At 68.1% G+C, this 15,085-nt stretch carries 16 protein-coding genes; 4 read left to right on the forward strand and 12 right to left on the reverse strand.

Annotated features, from left to right (window positions below; genetic code table 11):
• Positions 1 to 345: 345 nt before the first annotated feature.
• Together tyrS and ABD231_RS41460 are read right to left on the reverse strand one after the other, a co-directional pair.
• The gene (gene tyrS, locus ABD231_RS41455) at positions 346 to 1,644 is read right to left on the reverse strand and encodes a tyrosine--tRNA ligase (protein ID WP_344165842.1); all 1,299 of its coding nucleotides are present in this window, start codon (positions 1,642 to 1,644) and stop codon (positions 346 to 348) included.
• Positions 1,645 to 1,702: 58 nt separating this feature from the next.
• Entirely contained in the window at positions 1,703 to 2,740 is a 1,038-nt protein-coding gene (locus ABD231_RS41460) for an App1 family protein phosphatidate phosphatase (protein WP_344165845.1), read from the reverse strand.
• A 99-nt stretch (positions 2,741 to 2,839) separates the two neighbouring features.
• Between ABD231_RS41460 and ABD231_RS41465 the strand changes: the two genes are divergently transcribed.
• A complete protein-coding gene (locus tag ABD231_RS41465; RefSeq protein WP_344165848.1) occupies positions 2,840 to 3,799 on the forward strand; it encodes an LLM class flavin-dependent oxidoreductase in 960 nt (319 codons plus the stop codon).
• Here ABD231_RS41465 and ABD231_RS41470 read toward each other — a convergent pair.
• The 10 genes from ABD231_RS41470 to argC all read right to left on the reverse strand — a co-directional run bounded on the left by ABD231_RS41470 (position 3,796) and on the right by argC (position 13,074).
• Positions 3,796 to 4,404 carry a DNA-3-methyladenine glycosylase gene (locus tag ABD231_RS41470; protein ID WP_344165851.1) on the reverse strand — a complete coding sequence of 203 codons (609 nt, stop codon included), beginning with the start codon at positions 4,402 to 4,404 and terminating at the stop codon, positions 3,796 to 3,798. The genes ABD231_RS41465 and ABD231_RS41470 overlap by 4 nt on opposite strands.
• Positions 4,404 to 5,819 (reverse strand): argininosuccinate lyase, encoded by a 1,416-nt coding sequence (gene argH / locus ABD231_RS41475; protein WP_344165854.1) that lies wholly within the window; start codon positions 5,817 to 5,819, stop codon positions 4,404 to 4,406. The genes ABD231_RS41470 and argH overlap by 1 nt, the downstream gene beginning before the upstream one ends.
• Positions 5,820 to 5,835: 16 nt before the next feature.
• The gene (locus ABD231_RS41480; protein WP_344165857.1) at positions 5,836 to 6,522 is read right to left on the reverse strand and encodes a hypothetical protein; all 687 of its coding nucleotides are present in this window, start codon (positions 6,520 to 6,522) and stop codon (positions 5,836 to 5,838) included.
• A complete protein-coding gene (locus tag ABD231_RS41485; RefSeq protein ID WP_344165859.1) occupies positions 6,519 to 7,058 on the reverse strand; it encodes an RNA polymerase sigma factor in 540 nt (179 codons plus the stop codon). The genes ABD231_RS41480 and ABD231_RS41485 overlap by 4 nt, the downstream gene beginning before the upstream one ends.
• A gap of 68 nt (positions 7,059 to 7,126) precedes the next feature.
• Positions 7,127 to 7,660, reverse strand: a complete 534-nt coding sequence (locus tag ABD231_RS41490) for an arginine repressor (protein ID WP_344165862.1) — start codon at positions 7,658 to 7,660, stop codon at positions 7,127 to 7,129.
• Complete coding sequence (gene argF, locus ABD231_RS41495) at positions 7,657 to 8,592, reverse strand: ornithine carbamoyltransferase (RefSeq protein ID WP_344165865.1); 936 nt, start codon at positions 8,590 to 8,592, stop codon at positions 7,657 to 7,659. The genes ABD231_RS41490 and argF overlap by 4 nt, the downstream gene beginning before the upstream one ends.
• 64 nt (positions 8,593 to 8,656) lie before the next feature.
• Positions 8,657 to 9,859 (reverse strand): acetylornithine transaminase, encoded by a 1,203-nt coding sequence (locus ABD231_RS41500; protein ID WP_344165868.1) that lies wholly within the window; start codon positions 9,857 to 9,859, stop codon positions 8,657 to 8,659.
• Positions 9,856 to 10,731: an acetylglutamate kinase gene (argB, locus tag ABD231_RS41505; RefSeq protein ID WP_344165871.1), complete on the reverse strand. Its 876-nt coding sequence runs from the start codon at positions 10,729 to 10,731 to the stop codon at positions 9,856 to 9,858. The genes ABD231_RS41500 and argB overlap by 4 nt, the downstream gene beginning before the upstream one ends.
• A 112-nt stretch (positions 10,732 to 10,843) precedes the next feature.
• Positions 10,844 to 12,046 carry a bifunctional glutamate N-acetyltransferase/amino-acid acetyltransferase ArgJ gene (gene argJ, locus ABD231_RS41510; RefSeq protein WP_344165873.1) on the reverse strand — a complete coding sequence of 401 codons (1,203 nt, stop codon included), beginning with the start codon at positions 12,044 to 12,046 and terminating at the stop codon, positions 10,844 to 10,846.
• Positions 12,043 to 13,074, reverse strand: coding sequence for an N-acetyl-gamma-glutamyl-phosphate reductase (argC, locus tag ABD231_RS41515; RefSeq protein WP_344165875.1), 1,032 nt, complete (start codon positions 13,072 to 13,074; stop codon positions 12,043 to 12,045). The genes argJ and argC overlap by 4 nt, the downstream gene beginning before the upstream one ends.
• A 102-nt stretch (positions 13,075 to 13,176) precedes the next feature.
• Here argC and ABD231_RS41520 point away from each other — a divergent pair, with 102 nt between their 5' ends.
• The 3 genes from ABD231_RS41520 (at position 13,177) to ABD231_RS41530 (ending at position 14,975) form a co-directional block, all read left to right on the forward strand.
• Entirely contained in the window at positions 13,177 to 13,470 is a 294-nt protein-coding gene (locus tag ABD231_RS41520) for a hypothetical protein (protein ID WP_344165877.1), read from the forward strand.
• 67 nt (positions 13,471 to 13,537) lie between these two features.
• Positions 13,538 to 14,428 carry an RNA polymerase sigma-70 factor gene (locus tag ABD231_RS41525; protein WP_344165880.1) on the forward strand — a complete coding sequence of 297 codons (891 nt, stop codon included), beginning with the start codon at positions 13,538 to 13,540 and terminating at the stop codon, positions 14,426 to 14,428.
• Between the two features lie 28 nt (positions 14,429 to 14,456).
• The gene (locus tag ABD231_RS41530; protein ID WP_344165882.1) at positions 14,457 to 14,975 is read left to right on the forward strand and encodes a GNAT family N-acetyltransferase; all 519 of its coding nucleotides are present in this window, start codon (positions 14,457 to 14,459) and stop codon (positions 14,973 to 14,975) included.
• The last annotated feature ends 110 nt before the right edge of the window (positions 14,976 to 15,085 follow it).

A 15,085-nucleotide genomic window follows, 5' to 3' on the forward strand; every position in this document is an offset into this window, starting at 1 on the left:
ATTTCGGCATTGACTTTCGGCACGCTGTTGAGTTCTCAAGAATCGGACGCACACCGCAGCCGAACCTTACGGTTCAGGGCTTCCGGGGCAACCTGCAGTACTTTACCGGAGTGGATCAACCAAGTCAAGTCTTGATTTTTCCGACTCTCTCCCCACTTGGGAGGCTGCCGACCCGAGTCCGTAGACGCGTTTCAGCTGCACTAGCTTGGGGGGAGTTGGAAGGTCCGGCCGCTTCAGCGTCCTGCACTCGCTTCCAACAAGAAGAAGATTACGTGGCTGCCGGGTGGACGGTCAAATCGGTTTCCGGTGGGCTGAATCACAAGCTTGTAATTTGCCCCCGGCAACCTAGTTGTGGGAGTGCAGCACTCCCGCGAACGACCGCTTCCCACGCCGCAGGACCAGCACGCCACCAGGCAACAGATCCTCTGCACCAGGCACGTACTCAGGGTCCTTCACCTTCTCGTTGTTGAGGTACCCACCGCCCTCGGCCACCGTGCGTCGCGCGGCCGACTTGCTGGCGACCAGGCCGGACTTCACCAGCAGATCGCCGTACGTCGGCATCGCTTCGCCGGCGGCCAGTTCTACGTGTGGTGCTTCGCGCAGTGCAGCGCGCAGGGTCTCGCCGTCCAGCGCGGCGAGCTCCCCCTGGCCGAAGAGCGCCTTCGACGCCTCCTGCACAGCGCGGGTCTCCCCCTCACCGTGCACCAACGTCGTGATGTCCTCCGCGAGCACTCGCTGCGCTTCCCGAGCATGTGGTCGCTCGGCAGTCGCCTGCTCTAGCTCCGCGATCTCCTCGTCCGTGCGGAAGGTGTAGTACCGCACCAGCTGCATCACGTCGCGGTCGTCGGTGTTGAACCAGAACTGGTAGAACGCGTACGGCGAAGTCAGCTCGCGGTCCAGCCACACTGTGCCGGACTCCGTCTTGCCGAACTTCGTCCCGTCGGCCTTGGTCACCAGTGGGGTGGCAAGCGCATGTGCCTTGCCCGCGTCGGAGCGTCGGATGAGCTCCACGCCGGCTGTCAGGTTCCCCCACTGGTCGCTACCGCCTGTCTGCAGCGTGCAGCCATGGCGGCGGTAGAGCTCCAGGTAGTCCAGCGACTGCAGCAGCACGTAGCTGAACTCCGTGTAGCTGATCCCCTGCTCCAGCCGCGCCTTGACCACCTCGCGCCCGAGCATCCGGTTCACCGGGAAGTGCTTGCCGATGTCCCGCAGGAAGTCGAGGGTGTTGAGGTCCTTGGTCCAGTCGTAGTTGTTGACGATCCGGGCCGGGTTCGGCAGCGACTCGTCGAAGTCGATGAACTTCTCCACCTGCCCGCGCACCCGCTCGACCCATTGGGCCACGACGTCCTTCGGGTTCAGCACCCGCTCGGAACTCTCCTTGGGGTCACCGATCAGTCCGGTGGCACCGCCGACCAGACCGATCGGGTTGTGACCGGCCAGCTGGAGCCGGCGCAGCGTCAGCAACTGCAGCAGGTTGCCCATGTGCAGGCTGGGTGCTGTGGGGTCGAAGCCGACATAGGAAGTGATCGGTCCAGCCGCCATGGCGCTGCGCAGCGCGTCCGGATCGGTGGAGTGCGCGATCAGTCCGCGGCTCTCCAACTCATCCAGCACCTGAGTACGGCGTTCGGTCCCGCTGTCCGTCACTTGTTCTCCTCGAGTACGTCGGTACACCCCAAGTGTCCTGTACGACGAGGAGCCGGGCCTAACTGGGCTCGGGCCGGGCGAGGATGTCGCGCAGCTGCGGCCGGAGCGCATGTCCGTCCGGCCCCTGCACCGTTGCCGCCGTCGGCCGGTGCGGATCGTGCGCACCGGGGTCTTGGTTCGGTACGGGCAGACCGTGGGACAGCACCTGCTCGGCCGGGGTCAGCTGACGGATGCCGATGGCCCGCACGTGATCCGGGTGCGACTGCGCGAAGTCGCCGTACAGCTGGGGGTCGTGCTGGCCGTCGTCACCGACCAGCACCCAGCGCACGTCGGGGAACTCGCGAGCTAGCCGGCGCAGCGCGGTTCGCTTGTGCTCCTGGCCGCTGCGGAACCAGCCGGTGTTGGTCGGTCCCCAGTCGGTCATCAGGAGCGGGCCGAGCGGGTAGCCGTGGCGAGCCAGGAAGCGGGTGAGTGTCGGTGCTGTGTTCCAGGCACCGGTGCTGAGGTAGAAGATCGGCGCACCCGGGTGGTCGGCCAGCAGCTCCTGGTACATCTCGGCCATGCCGGGGACGACACGACGCGCCTGCTCCTCGCGGACGAACGTGTTCCAGGCTGCGATCAGTGGCCGCGGCAGCATCGTCAGGATGACGGTGTCGTCGATGTCGCTGAGGAGTCCGAACTTCGCCTCCGGATCCGGGACGAAGATGCTCGCTCTGGCCTGCCGCTCACCGTGCACACCCAGATTGATCTCGTGCCATCCCGGTGGCAGCACCACCGGCACGGTGAAGTCGACCAGGCCGCCCCGGTCGGTCACGGTCTCGAACGTCTGCCCCTCGACCGTGACGGTCACTGGGACCTTCACTGCCGGCGCGGTGACGAAGACTCGCCAGCCACGCACCACCTGGTCCTCGTCGAACCGCGGCTGGTTGCGCGGGTCACGACCCAGTACGACGCGTGCCAGCACCCGCACGCACTCCGTGGTGCCGTAACCGACCTGCGGGATGATCCGCTCGCGCCACCCGCGGCGCCGGAGAATCGCTTGCACCCCCAGGTTGAACCAGTCCTCGAGACGGGATGCGTAGTGCGGACGGGCCATACCCGAAACCTACCCGCAGGCGGGGCCGCTACGCGCACCGGAGCTGACGCCTGGACAGACCTTTACCGAACTGTCGGTGCCAGCCTCTACGGTCTTCGCATGACTCAGACCGCTGCTGCTGTCGGGATGTGCTTCCCCCGGACCTTTCCCGCCGCCCTGGTGACCGATGTGGCCCGCCGACTCGAGGCTGGTGGTGCCGACGAGCTATGGATCATCGAGGACTGCTTCTACACCGCCGGACCGTCGCTGGTGTCCGCTGCGCTGGCGTCGACCGAGCGACTGACTGTCGGGCTCGGGATCGTCCCTGCGGTCGCGCGTACGGCGGCTGTCACCGCGATGGAGTTCGCGACGCTAGAGGCTCTAGCGCCTGGGCGTTTTCTGCCGGGGATCGGGCACGGTGTGCAGGAGTGGATGGGGCAGATGGGTGTGCGGGCGAAGTCGCCGCTCACTGCGCTCGACGAGGTGACGACGACGGTCACTCGGCTGCTGGCTGGGGAGAAGGTCAGCTTCGAGGGCAAGACGGTGTACCTGAAGGACGTGCTGCTCGACGCTCCCCCGGTGACTCCGCCGCCGATTCTGCTGGGTGTCATGGGGCCGAAGTCGATGCAGCTGGCCGGGAGGGTCGGCGGTGGGCTGGTGCTGGCCGAGCCGGCCACGCCGGCGTACGTGCGGCAGTCGCTGGAGCTAGCTGGGAACCCGGAGGGGTTCGTGGTCGCGGTGTTCACGGCGATGTGCGTGCGGCCGGACCGGAAGGCGGCGTACGAGTGGACTGCGCCGTGGCTGGGTGAGCGGATCCGGACGAAGTACGCCGGGGTTGCTGCGCTGCCGTTCTTCGACGAGCTGGAGAAGTTGTACGCCGAGTCCGGTGAGGCTGGCCTGGTCGGAATGCCGGTCGACTGGTGGACGGCGATCGGTGCTGTCGGGACTGTCGAGGACGCGGCGGCGCACCTGGATCAGTTGGAGGCTGCTGGGGTGCACCACATCGGGTTGTTCCCGGACCCGGAGGTGGAGCACGGTCTGCCACAGCTGGAGTACGTCGTCGAGCTGGCGAACCGCTAGGTACGACGTTTGGGGACGTGCGGGCGGTACGGCGAGACTGTCGGGTCGTCGGGGATCCAGAACCGCCAAGGCCAGTCGGGCGCTTCGCGGAGACCCACGCGAGGACCGGTGGACGGCGTACCGTCGAAGCCCGGTCCGTCGAGGAGGCGGACCGGAGAGTCCTTCGCCAGCAGGTCCACCCCGTCCTGCTCCCGATCGATGCCGAGAGCAACACACAGACGAGCGGGACCCCGCGCCAGGTCTCGGTTCGACTTGGAAGTGGGGTTTCCTCGGCGGGTGCGGGCTAGGTCCACTCCCTCGATGACTTCGCCTGCGCGGAGCAGGACGGCTGACGGGGTGCCGGCGGGGCCGACTCCTACGTTCATGCAGAAGTGCATGCCGTAGGTGAAGTAGACGTAGAGGTGGCCGGGTGGGCCGAACATGACGGCGTTGCGAGGTGTCTGGCCTCGGTAGGCGTGCGAGCCGGGGTCGTTGGGGCCGTCGTAGGCCTCCACCTCGGTCATGCGAACTGCGACTGTGCCTTCCGCTGTGGTGGTGCGGAGGACTGTGCCTAGTAGTAGCGGGGCGACGTCTAGGACGGGCCCCGCTAGCTGGGAGCGGCGCACTACGAGAGGCGGGCGGTGTACTGGGCGGCGCGGGCGTGTAGTTCGGCCAACTGGTGGGTGACCTGGTCTACCGACGTACCGCCGCGGGTGTTGCGGGAGGCGAGTGAGCCTTCGACGGTGAGGACCGTGCGGACGTCCGGCGTGAGTAGCGGTGAGATTGCTGCCAGGTCGGAGTCGGTGAGGTCCCACAGCTCGATGCCGCGCTTCTCGCACTCCTGGACGCAGGCACCGGCCAGCTCGTGCGCGACCCGGAACGGGACCTGCTGCCGGACCAGCCACTCGGCGATATCCGTTGCGAGTGAGAAGCCCTGCGGGGCCAGCTCCTCGAGGCGCTCGGTGTTGAAGCGCAGGGTGCGGATCATCCCGGTGAACGCGGGCAGCAGCACCTCGAGGGTGTCGATGGAGTCGAAGACCGGCTCCTTGTCCTCCTGCAGGTCGCGGTTGTAGGCCAGCGGCTGCGCCTTCAGGGTCGCGAGCAGTCCGCTCAGGTTGCCGATCAGCCGGCCTGCCTTACCGCGGGCGAGCTCGGCGATATCCGGGTTCTTCTTCTGCGGCATGATGCTCGACCCGGTCGAGAACGCGTCGTCCAGCTCGACGAAACCGAACTCCTTCGTCGCCCAGATGATCACCTCCTCGGCCTGCCGGGACAGGTCGATTCCGACCTGCGCGGTGACGAAGGCGAACTCCGCGACGAAGTCCCGGGACGCCGTACCGTCAATCGAGTTCGCCGAGGAGTTCGTGAAGCCGAGCTCGGTGGCGACGTACTGCGGGTCCAGACCGAGCGAACTGCCGGCCAGTGCACCAGACCCGTACGGCGAATCGGCCGCAACGCGGGCGTCCCAGTCGGCGAGCCGGTCCAGGTCGCGGATGAGCGGCCAGGCGTGCGCGAGGAGGTGGTGAGAGAGCAGAACCGGCTGTGCGTGCTGCAGGTGCGTCCGGCCGGGCATGGCGACACCGAGGTGCTTCTCGGCCTGGTCTGCGAGTGTGTTGACCTGCTCCAGGACCAGGCGGGCGATGATGCGACCGTGCTCGCGCAGGTAGCTCTTGAACAGCGTGGCGACCTGGTCGTTCCGGGAGCGGCCGGCGCGCAGCCGCCCACCCAGCTCAGCCCCGAGGCGCTCCAGCAACCCACGCTCCAGCGCGGTGTGCACGTCCTCGTCGTCCTCAGCCGGCAGGAACGCGCCGCTGAGGACATCGGCCAGCAGACCGTCCAGCCCAGCGAGCATCGCGTCCAGGTCCGCGTCGGTCAGCAGCCCCGCTCGGTGCAGCACCTTTGCGTGGGCCTTCGACCCCGCGATGTCGTACGGCGCCAGTCGCCAGTCGAACTGCGTCGACTTGCTCAACGCCGCCAGCGCGTCGGCCGGCCCGCCCGCGAACCGTCCACCCCACAGGGCTGCACTCTCACCTGAACTCACACCAACATCCTCTCAGTCACTTACCGAAAACCTTCCGCCAGGTAGCGGCGGTCGGTTCGTCATACGTCCGGCTGAAGTCGCAGGCGCCGGCAAACGGTCGGTCCAGCGGGTCGCCACCTTCTGTTCTCGGGTACCCGGAGATCAGGAGCCGATCGCCGATCTCGTAGCCGTGGGTCTCGCTCGACTGGACCAGGTGGCCCGGCCCGATCCCCATCTGCACGGTGAACTGCTGCTTGCCGCTGCCCGGCCGGAACCACTCGTTCACCTCGAAGGTCACGTTCCAGCTCGCGGGCCAGGACTCGTCGGCCCGGGGGATCTCCACCGCGGAGAGCACGGTGCCGTCGAAGGCGACCGGCACCTTGGCGAACCGCTCCGGCGTGAGTGGGTAAGCGCAGGAGTGCGAGACGTTGGGGTCACCCAGCGGCTTGCTCGGCGGGTAGGTGGTGGCGGAAACGGTGGGGGTATTGGCCGGTGCGACCGGTATCGCGGTGGGGGTGCCGCCCTGCTGTAGCGCTACGACGCCGATGACCGCTGCGGTCGCCGTGGTTGCCAGGGCGGGTGCGAGCAAGCGGCGCACTGTACGGCGGCGGGTGCTGCGGGATGCGGTCTGTTCGACGCGCTGGGCGGCGTGGGCGAGCACCTCGGGTGAGGGCGGCGGGACCTTGCCCGCGGACTGCAGGGTGGTCCAGTTGTCGTCGTTCATCGGTCAGCCTCCTGTCGGGTGGTTTCGTCCACTACTTGGGCCGAACCGGAGAGGCGTTCGTCCATGCGTTGTCTGGCGCGGTGCAGCCGGGAGCGGGCGGTACCGGCGGGGATGCCGAGCACCTGTGCGGCTTCGGTCGGGCTGAGGTTCTCCCAGGCGACCAGGAGCAGCAGGTCGCGTTCAGCTGTTGGCAGCGACCGCAGGCCGGCGCGTAGCTGCGGTGCGAGCGCTGCGGCATCCAGGCGGGAGTCGATCGCGGCGGTCTCGTCGGCCGGGCGATCGATACCGATGACGCGAGCCATGGTGCTGCGAAGCCGGTGCTTGCGGTAGTGACCGTGCAGCACGTGCCGGGCGACACCGAACAGCCACGCCCGCGGTGTGCCGAGATTCGGGTCGAATCCGGAGCGCCCGCCGTACGCGGCCACCCACACGTCACCGAGCAGGTCATCCGCGACCCCGTCGGCCGTCCGGCGGCTCAGGTAGGCATGGATGTCCGGTCCATGCCGTTCCACCTGTGCCGCGAACCAGTCGTCCATCCCGTGTTCCCCCTTCGCCGGTCTACCGTCGCCTCGTACTTGGCGCGAACCGGCGGGAGCGTTCGCAACTACCTGGGCTCGCGGGCGGCGAGGGAGAGCAGTCTGGCGGCCAGTGCCTCGCCGCCGGCCGGGTTGCGGCTGACGATCATCACGGTGTCGTCGCCGGCGATGGTGCCGAGAACGTCGTCCAGTCCCACGTGGTCGATCGCCGACGCGAGGTACTGGGCCGCTCCCGGCGGGGTTCGCAGGATGACCAGGTTGGCGCTGCCCTCGGCCGAGACGAGCAGTTCGTTCGCTACTCGCGCCAGGCGGGCCTCGAACGCGGCCGCCTCACCGGCGCGCGGAGTGCGGTCACCGCCCTCCCCCGGTACGGCGTACACCTGCTGGCCGGAGGAGTCGCGAACCTTGACCGCTCCGATCTCGACCAGGTCGCGGGACAGCGTCGCCTGGCCGACCACCAGCCCGGAGGCGGACAGCAGGTCGGCCAGCTCGGTCTGCGACCGGACTGGTTGCCGGCCGAGCAGGTCCACGATCCGCTGCTGTCGTGCCGTTTTCGTCGTCGGAACGGCGCTGTGTTTCAACAGGTCGCTTCGCTGGGTCATGCGTTGAAACTCCTAGCCAGCAGCCACGACAGCAGCGCCTTCTGCGCGTGCAGTCTGTTCTCTGCTTCGTCCCACACGACCGATTGTGGCCCGTCGAGGACCGCGGCCTCGATCTCCTTGCCGCGGTACGCCGGGAGGCAGTGCAGCACGATCGCGTCTGAATTTGCCTTCGCGAGCAGCTGTTCAGTCACCGCATACGGCACGAACGGCGCCTCTCGGAGGGCAGCCTCGCCCTCCTGACCCATCGACACCCAGGTGTCGGTGGCGATCACGTCTGCGCCGTCGACTGCGGCGTATGGGTCGTCGGTCCACGCAGCCGAGCCACCTGTCTCGGCTGCGATCTCAACGGCCCGCTCCAGGATCGCGGGGTCCGGCTGGAAGTCTGCGGGTGATGCGATGACGACGTGCATGCCGGCGGTGGCGCCGCCGAGCAGGTATGAGTGGGCCATGTTGTTCGCGCCGTCGCCGAAGTAGACGAGCTTCAGGCCGGCTGTGGAGCCCTTGTGCTGCCGGATGGTGAGTAGGTCGGCGAGGATCTGGCACGGGTGGAACTCGTCGGTAAGCGCGTTGACCACGGGTACCTGAGAGGCTGCGGCCATCTCGTCGATCCGGGTCTGCCCCGCGGTCCGCCAGACGATCGCGGCCACTTGCCGGTCGAGCACCCGAGCGGTGTCGGCGATCGGCTCACCACGACCCATCTGCGAGGTCTGCGCGTCGATGATCAGCGACGCACCACCAAGCTCCGCGATCCCCACCGCGAACGAGATCCGCGTCCGCGTCGAAGCCTTGTCGAAGATCACCGCCACCGACTTCGGCCCGGCGAGCGGTTGATGCCCGAACCGGTCGCTGGTCAGCTGTTGAGCCAACGTCAGTACTTCGTCCTGCTCGACCGGACTGAGGTCGTCGTCTCTCAGAAAGTGCCGGACGGTCATGAGGCCTCCGAACCTGTGGTGAGGGGCGCGGGAAGTGCGGCGGGTGGGGTGACGGGTGCGGGTGTCATGACACCTTCACCTGGTCGAGGAGGGTGGGGAGGGCGGCGACGAAGCTGTCTGCGTCGGCCTTGCTGAGGATGTAGGGGGGTGCGAGGCGGAGGGCGTTGGGGATGGGGTTGTTGATGACGAAGCCGGCTTCTAGGGCGAGGGCTGCTACCTGGTCGGAGACTGGTTGGGTCAGCTCGATGGCGAGGAGTAGGCCGCGGCCGCGGACGCCGGCGATCAGGGGGTGGTCCAGGGCGATCAAGGACGAGGCGAGGTGGTTGCCTACGGCATTGACTTGGGCCAGTAGGCCGTCGCGCTCGATGACGGTCAACACCGCGAGGCCGGCGATCGCGGCGACTGGGTTGCCGCCGAACGTTGTGCCGTGGTTGCCGGGTTGGAGGAGGTCGGCGGCGGCGCCCAGACCTACGCAGGCGCCGATGGGGATGCCGGCGCCGAGGCCCTTGGCGAGGGTGACGAGGTCGGGCGTGATGCCTTCGGACTGGAAGGCGAACCAGGAGCCGGTCCGGCCGACGCCGGTCTGGATCTCGTCGAGCCACAGCAGTGCGCCGTGTTCGGTGGTGATCCGGCGGGCCGCCTGCAGGTAGCCGTCCGGGGGTACGACGACGCCGTTCTCGCCCTGGATCGGCTCCAGTACGACGGCCGCCGTCTGGTCGTCGACCGCGGCCGCGAGCGCGTCAGCGTCGCCGTACGGGACGAAGGTGACGTCACCCGGCAGTGGCGCGAAAGCTTCCCGGTACGCCGGTTTCCAGGTCAGCGCGAGGGCGCCCATCGTGCGGCCGTGGAAGGCGCCGATGGTGGAGACGATCTTGGTCCGGCCGGTCCGCCGGGTGATCTTGAACGCCGCCTCGTTCGCCTCGGTGCCGGAGTTCGTGAAGAACACCTTGCCTGGCGCATCGAAGAGACTGAGCAGTTTCTCGGCCAGTGCGATCTGTGGGGCGGAGGCGAAGAAGTTCGAGACGTGGCCGAGGGTGGCGAGCTGCGAGGTGACCGCGGAGACCACGAACGGGTGCGCGTGGCCGAGGCAGTTCACCGCGAGTCCGCCGAGCAGGTCGAGGTACTTGTTGCCGTCGGCGTCCCATAGGTAGGCGCCCTCGCCGCGGATCAGCACCCGCTTAGGCGCACCGAAGGTGTTCATCAACGCACCGGCGTAGCGCTCGGTCAGTGCGGCCTGTGTGCCATCGACAGTGAGCAACTCGGTCATGACGGGATCACCTGGGTTCCTGAGCCGGCGTCGGTGAAGATTTCGAGCAGTAGCGAGTGCGGTACGCGGCCGTCGATCACGGTGGCCCGGGAGACGCCGGACTGCACTGCGCGCAGGCAGGCCTCCATCTTGGGGACCATGCCGGACGCCAGCGACGGCAGCAGCTCAGCGAGCTCAGTCGCGTCGATCTGGGTGATGATGTCCTCGCTGTCCGGCCAGTTGCGGTAGAGGCCGGCCACATCAGTCAGTACGACGAGCTTCTCCGCCCCGAGCGCGGATGCCAGCGCAGCGGCCGCAGTGTCGGCGTTCACGTTGTGCGCCTGGCCGTCCTCATCCGGTGCGATCGTGGACACGACCGGGATCCGGCCGGCGTCGATCAGGTCGATCACGGCCTCCGGGCGGACGTTGACGACATCGCCGACCAGGCCGATGTCGACCGACTCACCGTCGATCATCGCGCCCCGCCGCTCCGCGGTGAACAGTCCGGCGTCCTCACCGGACATACCGACCGCGAACGGGCCGTGCGCGTTCAGCAGGCCGACCAGCTCGCGACCGACCTTGCCGACCAGGACCATGCCGACGACGTCCATAGCCTCGGGCGTGGTCACCCGCAGCCCGCCGCGGAACTCGCTGTCGATGCCGAGCCGGCCAAGCATCTCGCTGATCTGCGGTCCGCCGCCGTGCACCACGACGACCCGGACCCCGGCGTACCGGAGGAACACGATGTCCTCGGCGAACGCCTGCTTGAGCTTGTCGTCGACCATCGCGTTCCCGCCGTACTTCACCACGATCGTCTTGCCGTGGAACTCCTTGAGCCACGGCAACGCCTCGGTCAGTACGGCGACCTTCTCCACCGCTGCAGCCATGTTCATGGGGCCCCCGGACTGGACTGAGGAGCGGAGGGAGCGCAGCGACTGGAGCGACGAGGGAAGGACGGGAACCAGGCCCCAGGAACCGCCGCGCGGAGCGTGGCCATGTGCACAGTCACGACGAGTACGCCGAGTTCTCTTCGACGTACGCGTGCGACAGATCCGTGGTGAGCACAGTCGCGGACGCCGGGCCGGCGTGCAGGTCGATCACGACGTCGATCTCCAGGCCGCTGATGTCGGCCTCGGAGCGGTCGACGCCCTTGCCGCCGGCGATGCAGATCGCGGCGCCGTTCAGGGTGATGTCGAGCAGCGCCGGGTCGAACGCGGTCGGGGCGTTGCCGACGGCCATCGCGATCCGGCCCCAGTTCGGGTCGGAGGCGAAGAAGGCGGTCTTGCAGAGGTTGTCCTCGGCCACGATCTTCGCCGCGGCCAGCGCCTCGGCCTCGGTGGCTGCGTTCTGCACGGTGATGCTGACGTGCTTGGTGACTCCCTCGGCGTCGGCCTGCAACTGCTTCACCAGGTCACCAGCCAGCACGGTCAGCGCGGCCTCGAACTCGTCCGGACTGACCGTCACGCCGGAGGCGCCCGAGCTCAACAGCAGCACGGTGTCGTTGGTCGACGTACCGCCGTCGACGTCGAGCCGGTTGAACGTCTTGCCGACCGCGTTCCGCAGCGCGTGGTCGAGATGCGGCTGATCCAGTACGGCGTCAGTCGTGATCACGCTGAGCATCGTGGCCATGTTCGGTGCGCACATCCCGGCGCCCTTGGCGAACCCACCGATGCTCCACCCACCCGGAGTGGTCAGCGCAGCCTGCTTCGGCACGTTGTCGGTCGTCATGACTGCGGTGGCGGCGTCCAGGCCGGCGTCCGGGCCATGGGACAGCGCAGCGACTGCCTGGTCGATACCGGAGAGCACCTTGTCCATCGGGAGCCGCTCACCGATCAGACCGGTCGAGCAGACGCCGATCTCGGCCGCACCGACCTTCAGAACCTCAGCCAGCTTCTCTGCGGTCTTGTGCGTGTCCTGGAAGCCCTCCGGTCCGGTGCACGCGTTTGCGCCACCGGAGTTGAGCACCACGGCCTTGAGCTTGCCGGCGCTGAGCACCTGCTGTGACCACAGCACCGGTGCGGCCTTCACCTTGTTGGTGGTGAAGACTCCGGCGGCCACGTCATGCGGGCCGTCGTTGACGACCACGGTGAGGTCCGGCGTACCGGCGGGCTTGATCCCGGCGATCACCCCGGCCGCGCGGAAGCCGGCCGGCGCGGTCACTCCGGCGCTCCGATCGACTTGGGTGGCGGGAGTGACAGCTACGGTCACGGGGCTACTCCTACGAGAGGCAGGGCCAGAGTCTCGTCGAGACCGGTGGCCAGGTTCATGCACTGCACGGCTGCGCCGGCGGTGCCCTTGGTGAGGTTGTCCATGGCGGCCACGACAACGACGCGGCCGATGCGCTGGTCGATCGTGACCTGTAGCTGCACGGTGTTCGCACCGAGCGTGGCCTGCGTCTGCGGCCACTGCCCCTCGGGCAGCAGGTGAATGAATGGCTCGTTGGCGTACGCCTCTTCGTAGGCCTGCCGCAGCATCGCCAGGTCGGTGCCTTCAACAGCAGGTGCGCTACAGGTCGCGAGAATGCCGCGTGACATCGGCACCAGGACCGGGGTGAACGAAACGCTCACCGGACCCTCGGCGTACGGCGTGAGGTTCTGCTCGATCTCGGGGGTGTGGCGGTGCACGCCACCGACGCCGTACGCCGAGGCGGAGCCCATCACCTCCGCACCGAGCAGGTGCGCCTTCGGAGCCTTGCCGGCCCCGGAAGTCCCGCTGACGGCGACCACGACGAGCTGTGTCGGGTCGACCAGGCCACGCTGGACGGCGGGCAGCAACGCGAGGGTGGAGACAGTCGGATAGCAACCCGGTACGGCGACCCGGTGCGAACCGCGGAGCTTGTCCCGCTGACCGGGGAGCTCCGGGAGCCCGTACGGCCAGGAGCCTGCGTGCTCACCGCCGTAGAACTCCACCCACGTCTCGGCCTCGGTCAGCCGGAAGTCCGCGCCGCAGTCGATCACGGTGACGTCCTCGCCGAGCTGCTCGGCGAGTCCGGCGGACTGTCCGTGCGGAAGCGCCAGGAACACCACGTCGTGACCGGCGAGTTGCTCCGCCGTGGTCTCGACCAGGATGCGCCCGGCCAGCGGCACGAGATGCGGGTGATGCGCTCCGAGCGCCGTACCGGCGTTCCCGCCGGCGGTGAGGGCGCCGATCTCAACCTCGGGGTGCGCACTCAGCAGCCGAAGCAGCTCGCCTCCCGCGTAACCACTGGCCCCGGCCACCGCCACCTTCACGCTCATGTGAATGAGTATGCCATGCAATGGAAAAATATCCAACTACTCAGGGGGTTCGGGTAGAACCACTCACGCGCGGCGGGTGCTCCACGCCGGACGCTGAGATGCATGAAGACCGCATATCTGGTGTACCTGGGCTGGACCCTGTTCGGCATTCTGGCGGTGATCGCGCTCGGAGTCCACGCCGATCGGCATCCGGCCCCGAACGAGATGTTCGGCAACCCGGTGTCGTTCGCGGTACTCGCCCTCTCCCCCGGCATCCTGCTCGGCTGGCTCGCCGGACTGGTGCTCGTGGCGCTCTTCCGCCACCTCCATCCGGTCCTCGACGGGAGCCTCGCGTACGGCGGAGCGCTCCTGGTGGCAATAGGAGTGTCCGTGATCCAGATGGAGGTGCTGGCCTGACCGCTTGTCACAACTGGGAGGGCTGTCGTGTCCCACTAGGTACGGCAGACTTCGAGAGGTGGGCGGGATGACGGACGACCAGCTGGCGCGGGAGTTCGATGAGCACCGGGTGGTGCTGCTGGGTGCGGCGTACCGGGTGGTCGGGAGCGCCGGCGATGCGGAAGACATCGTGCAGGAGACCTGGCTGCGCTGGGCCGGCGTGGACCACGACGAGGTGCGAGACGTGCGCGCGTACCTGATCCGGATCACCACGCGGCTCGCGCTGAACCGGCTCCGGCAGCAGAAGGCTCGCCGCGAGCAGTATGTCGGGCCGTGGCTCCCGGAACCGATCGTGCGATGCGAGACGCCGGCCACCGACCCCGAAGCCGCGGTCGAGCTGGCGGATTCGGTCAGTATGGCGATGCTCGTCGTACTGGAGACGCTCTCCCCACTGGAACGCGCGACGTTCGTGCTGCGCGAGGTCTTCGACCTGCCGTACGACGAGATCGCCGAAACGCTCGGTCGCTCGGAGGCCGCCGTACGGCAGCTCGCTCATCGGGCCCGCGGGCACGTGCACGCGCGGCAGCCCCGGCACCGCGTCGACAAGGCCCGGCACACCGAGCTGACCATGCAGTTCATGGCGGCGGCCGGTTCCGGCGACTTCGCCCGGGTCGTCGCGTTACTGGCGCCGGACTCGGTCCTGATCAGCGACGGCGGTGGCAAGAAGACCGCGGCGCTCAACCCGATCCACGGCGCCGAGAAGATCGCCCGCTGGCTGTTCGGCGTGATGAGCACCTACCCGGGCTTCGACCTGCAGCCGGTGGCTCTGAACGGCGAGGTCGCGTTCGTCGTCTACTACGGCGACGAGCCCGACACGGTCGCCTTCGTGCAGACCTCCGGCGACCTGATCACCGAGCTCTACCTGATCCGCAACCCTGACAAGCTCACCACGGTCCCCGCGCGGCACGCCCTAGACTAAGTGCAACTCAGTCGCACATGGAGGTGCCGTGAAGTACGTGGTCGTGGAACCGGACGAGGCCCGCGCCCCCGGGTTGCAAGCGGACCTGCTAGACACCTGGGTGGCCGCAACCGACGCCGGCGGCGCAGTCGGCTTCACCGCCCCCGCACCGGTGCGACAGGTCGCCCAGACGCTGGACGAGGCCCTCGACCGAGTCGCCGCCGGAACCGACCTCCTCGGCGTACTGCACGACGGTTCCCGGTACGCCGGCATGGGGCTGCTCTCGAACCGCGGCAGCACCCTCAACGCACACTGGCGCACAGTCCTGCGCGTCATGGTCCACCCGAAACACCAGGGCACCGGCGCCGGCCGCATCCTGATGGAAGGCCTCCGCGGCTCAGCCACCGACCTGGGCCTGCAGCAACTCCAACTCACCATCCGCGACGGCCTGGGCCTGGAGCATTTCTACCAACCCCTCGGCTACCGCATAGTCGGCCGCCACCCCCAAGCCATCCGCGTAGCCCCCAACGACTACCGCGACGAAATCATGCTCATCCACGACCTGTAGTCCTGCCTCCCATTTGATGGGTTGACCCATGTCGTTGTGGGTTCTGGACTCGCATGCGGGTGGAGAACCCACAAGCTGATGGGTGGACCCACCAGCGAAACCCCAGCCTC

The organism is Kribbella yunnanensis, assembly GCF_039529655.1.
GTDB lineage: Bacteria > Actinomycetota > Actinomycetes > Propionibacteriales > Kribbellaceae > Kribbella > Kribbella yunnanensis.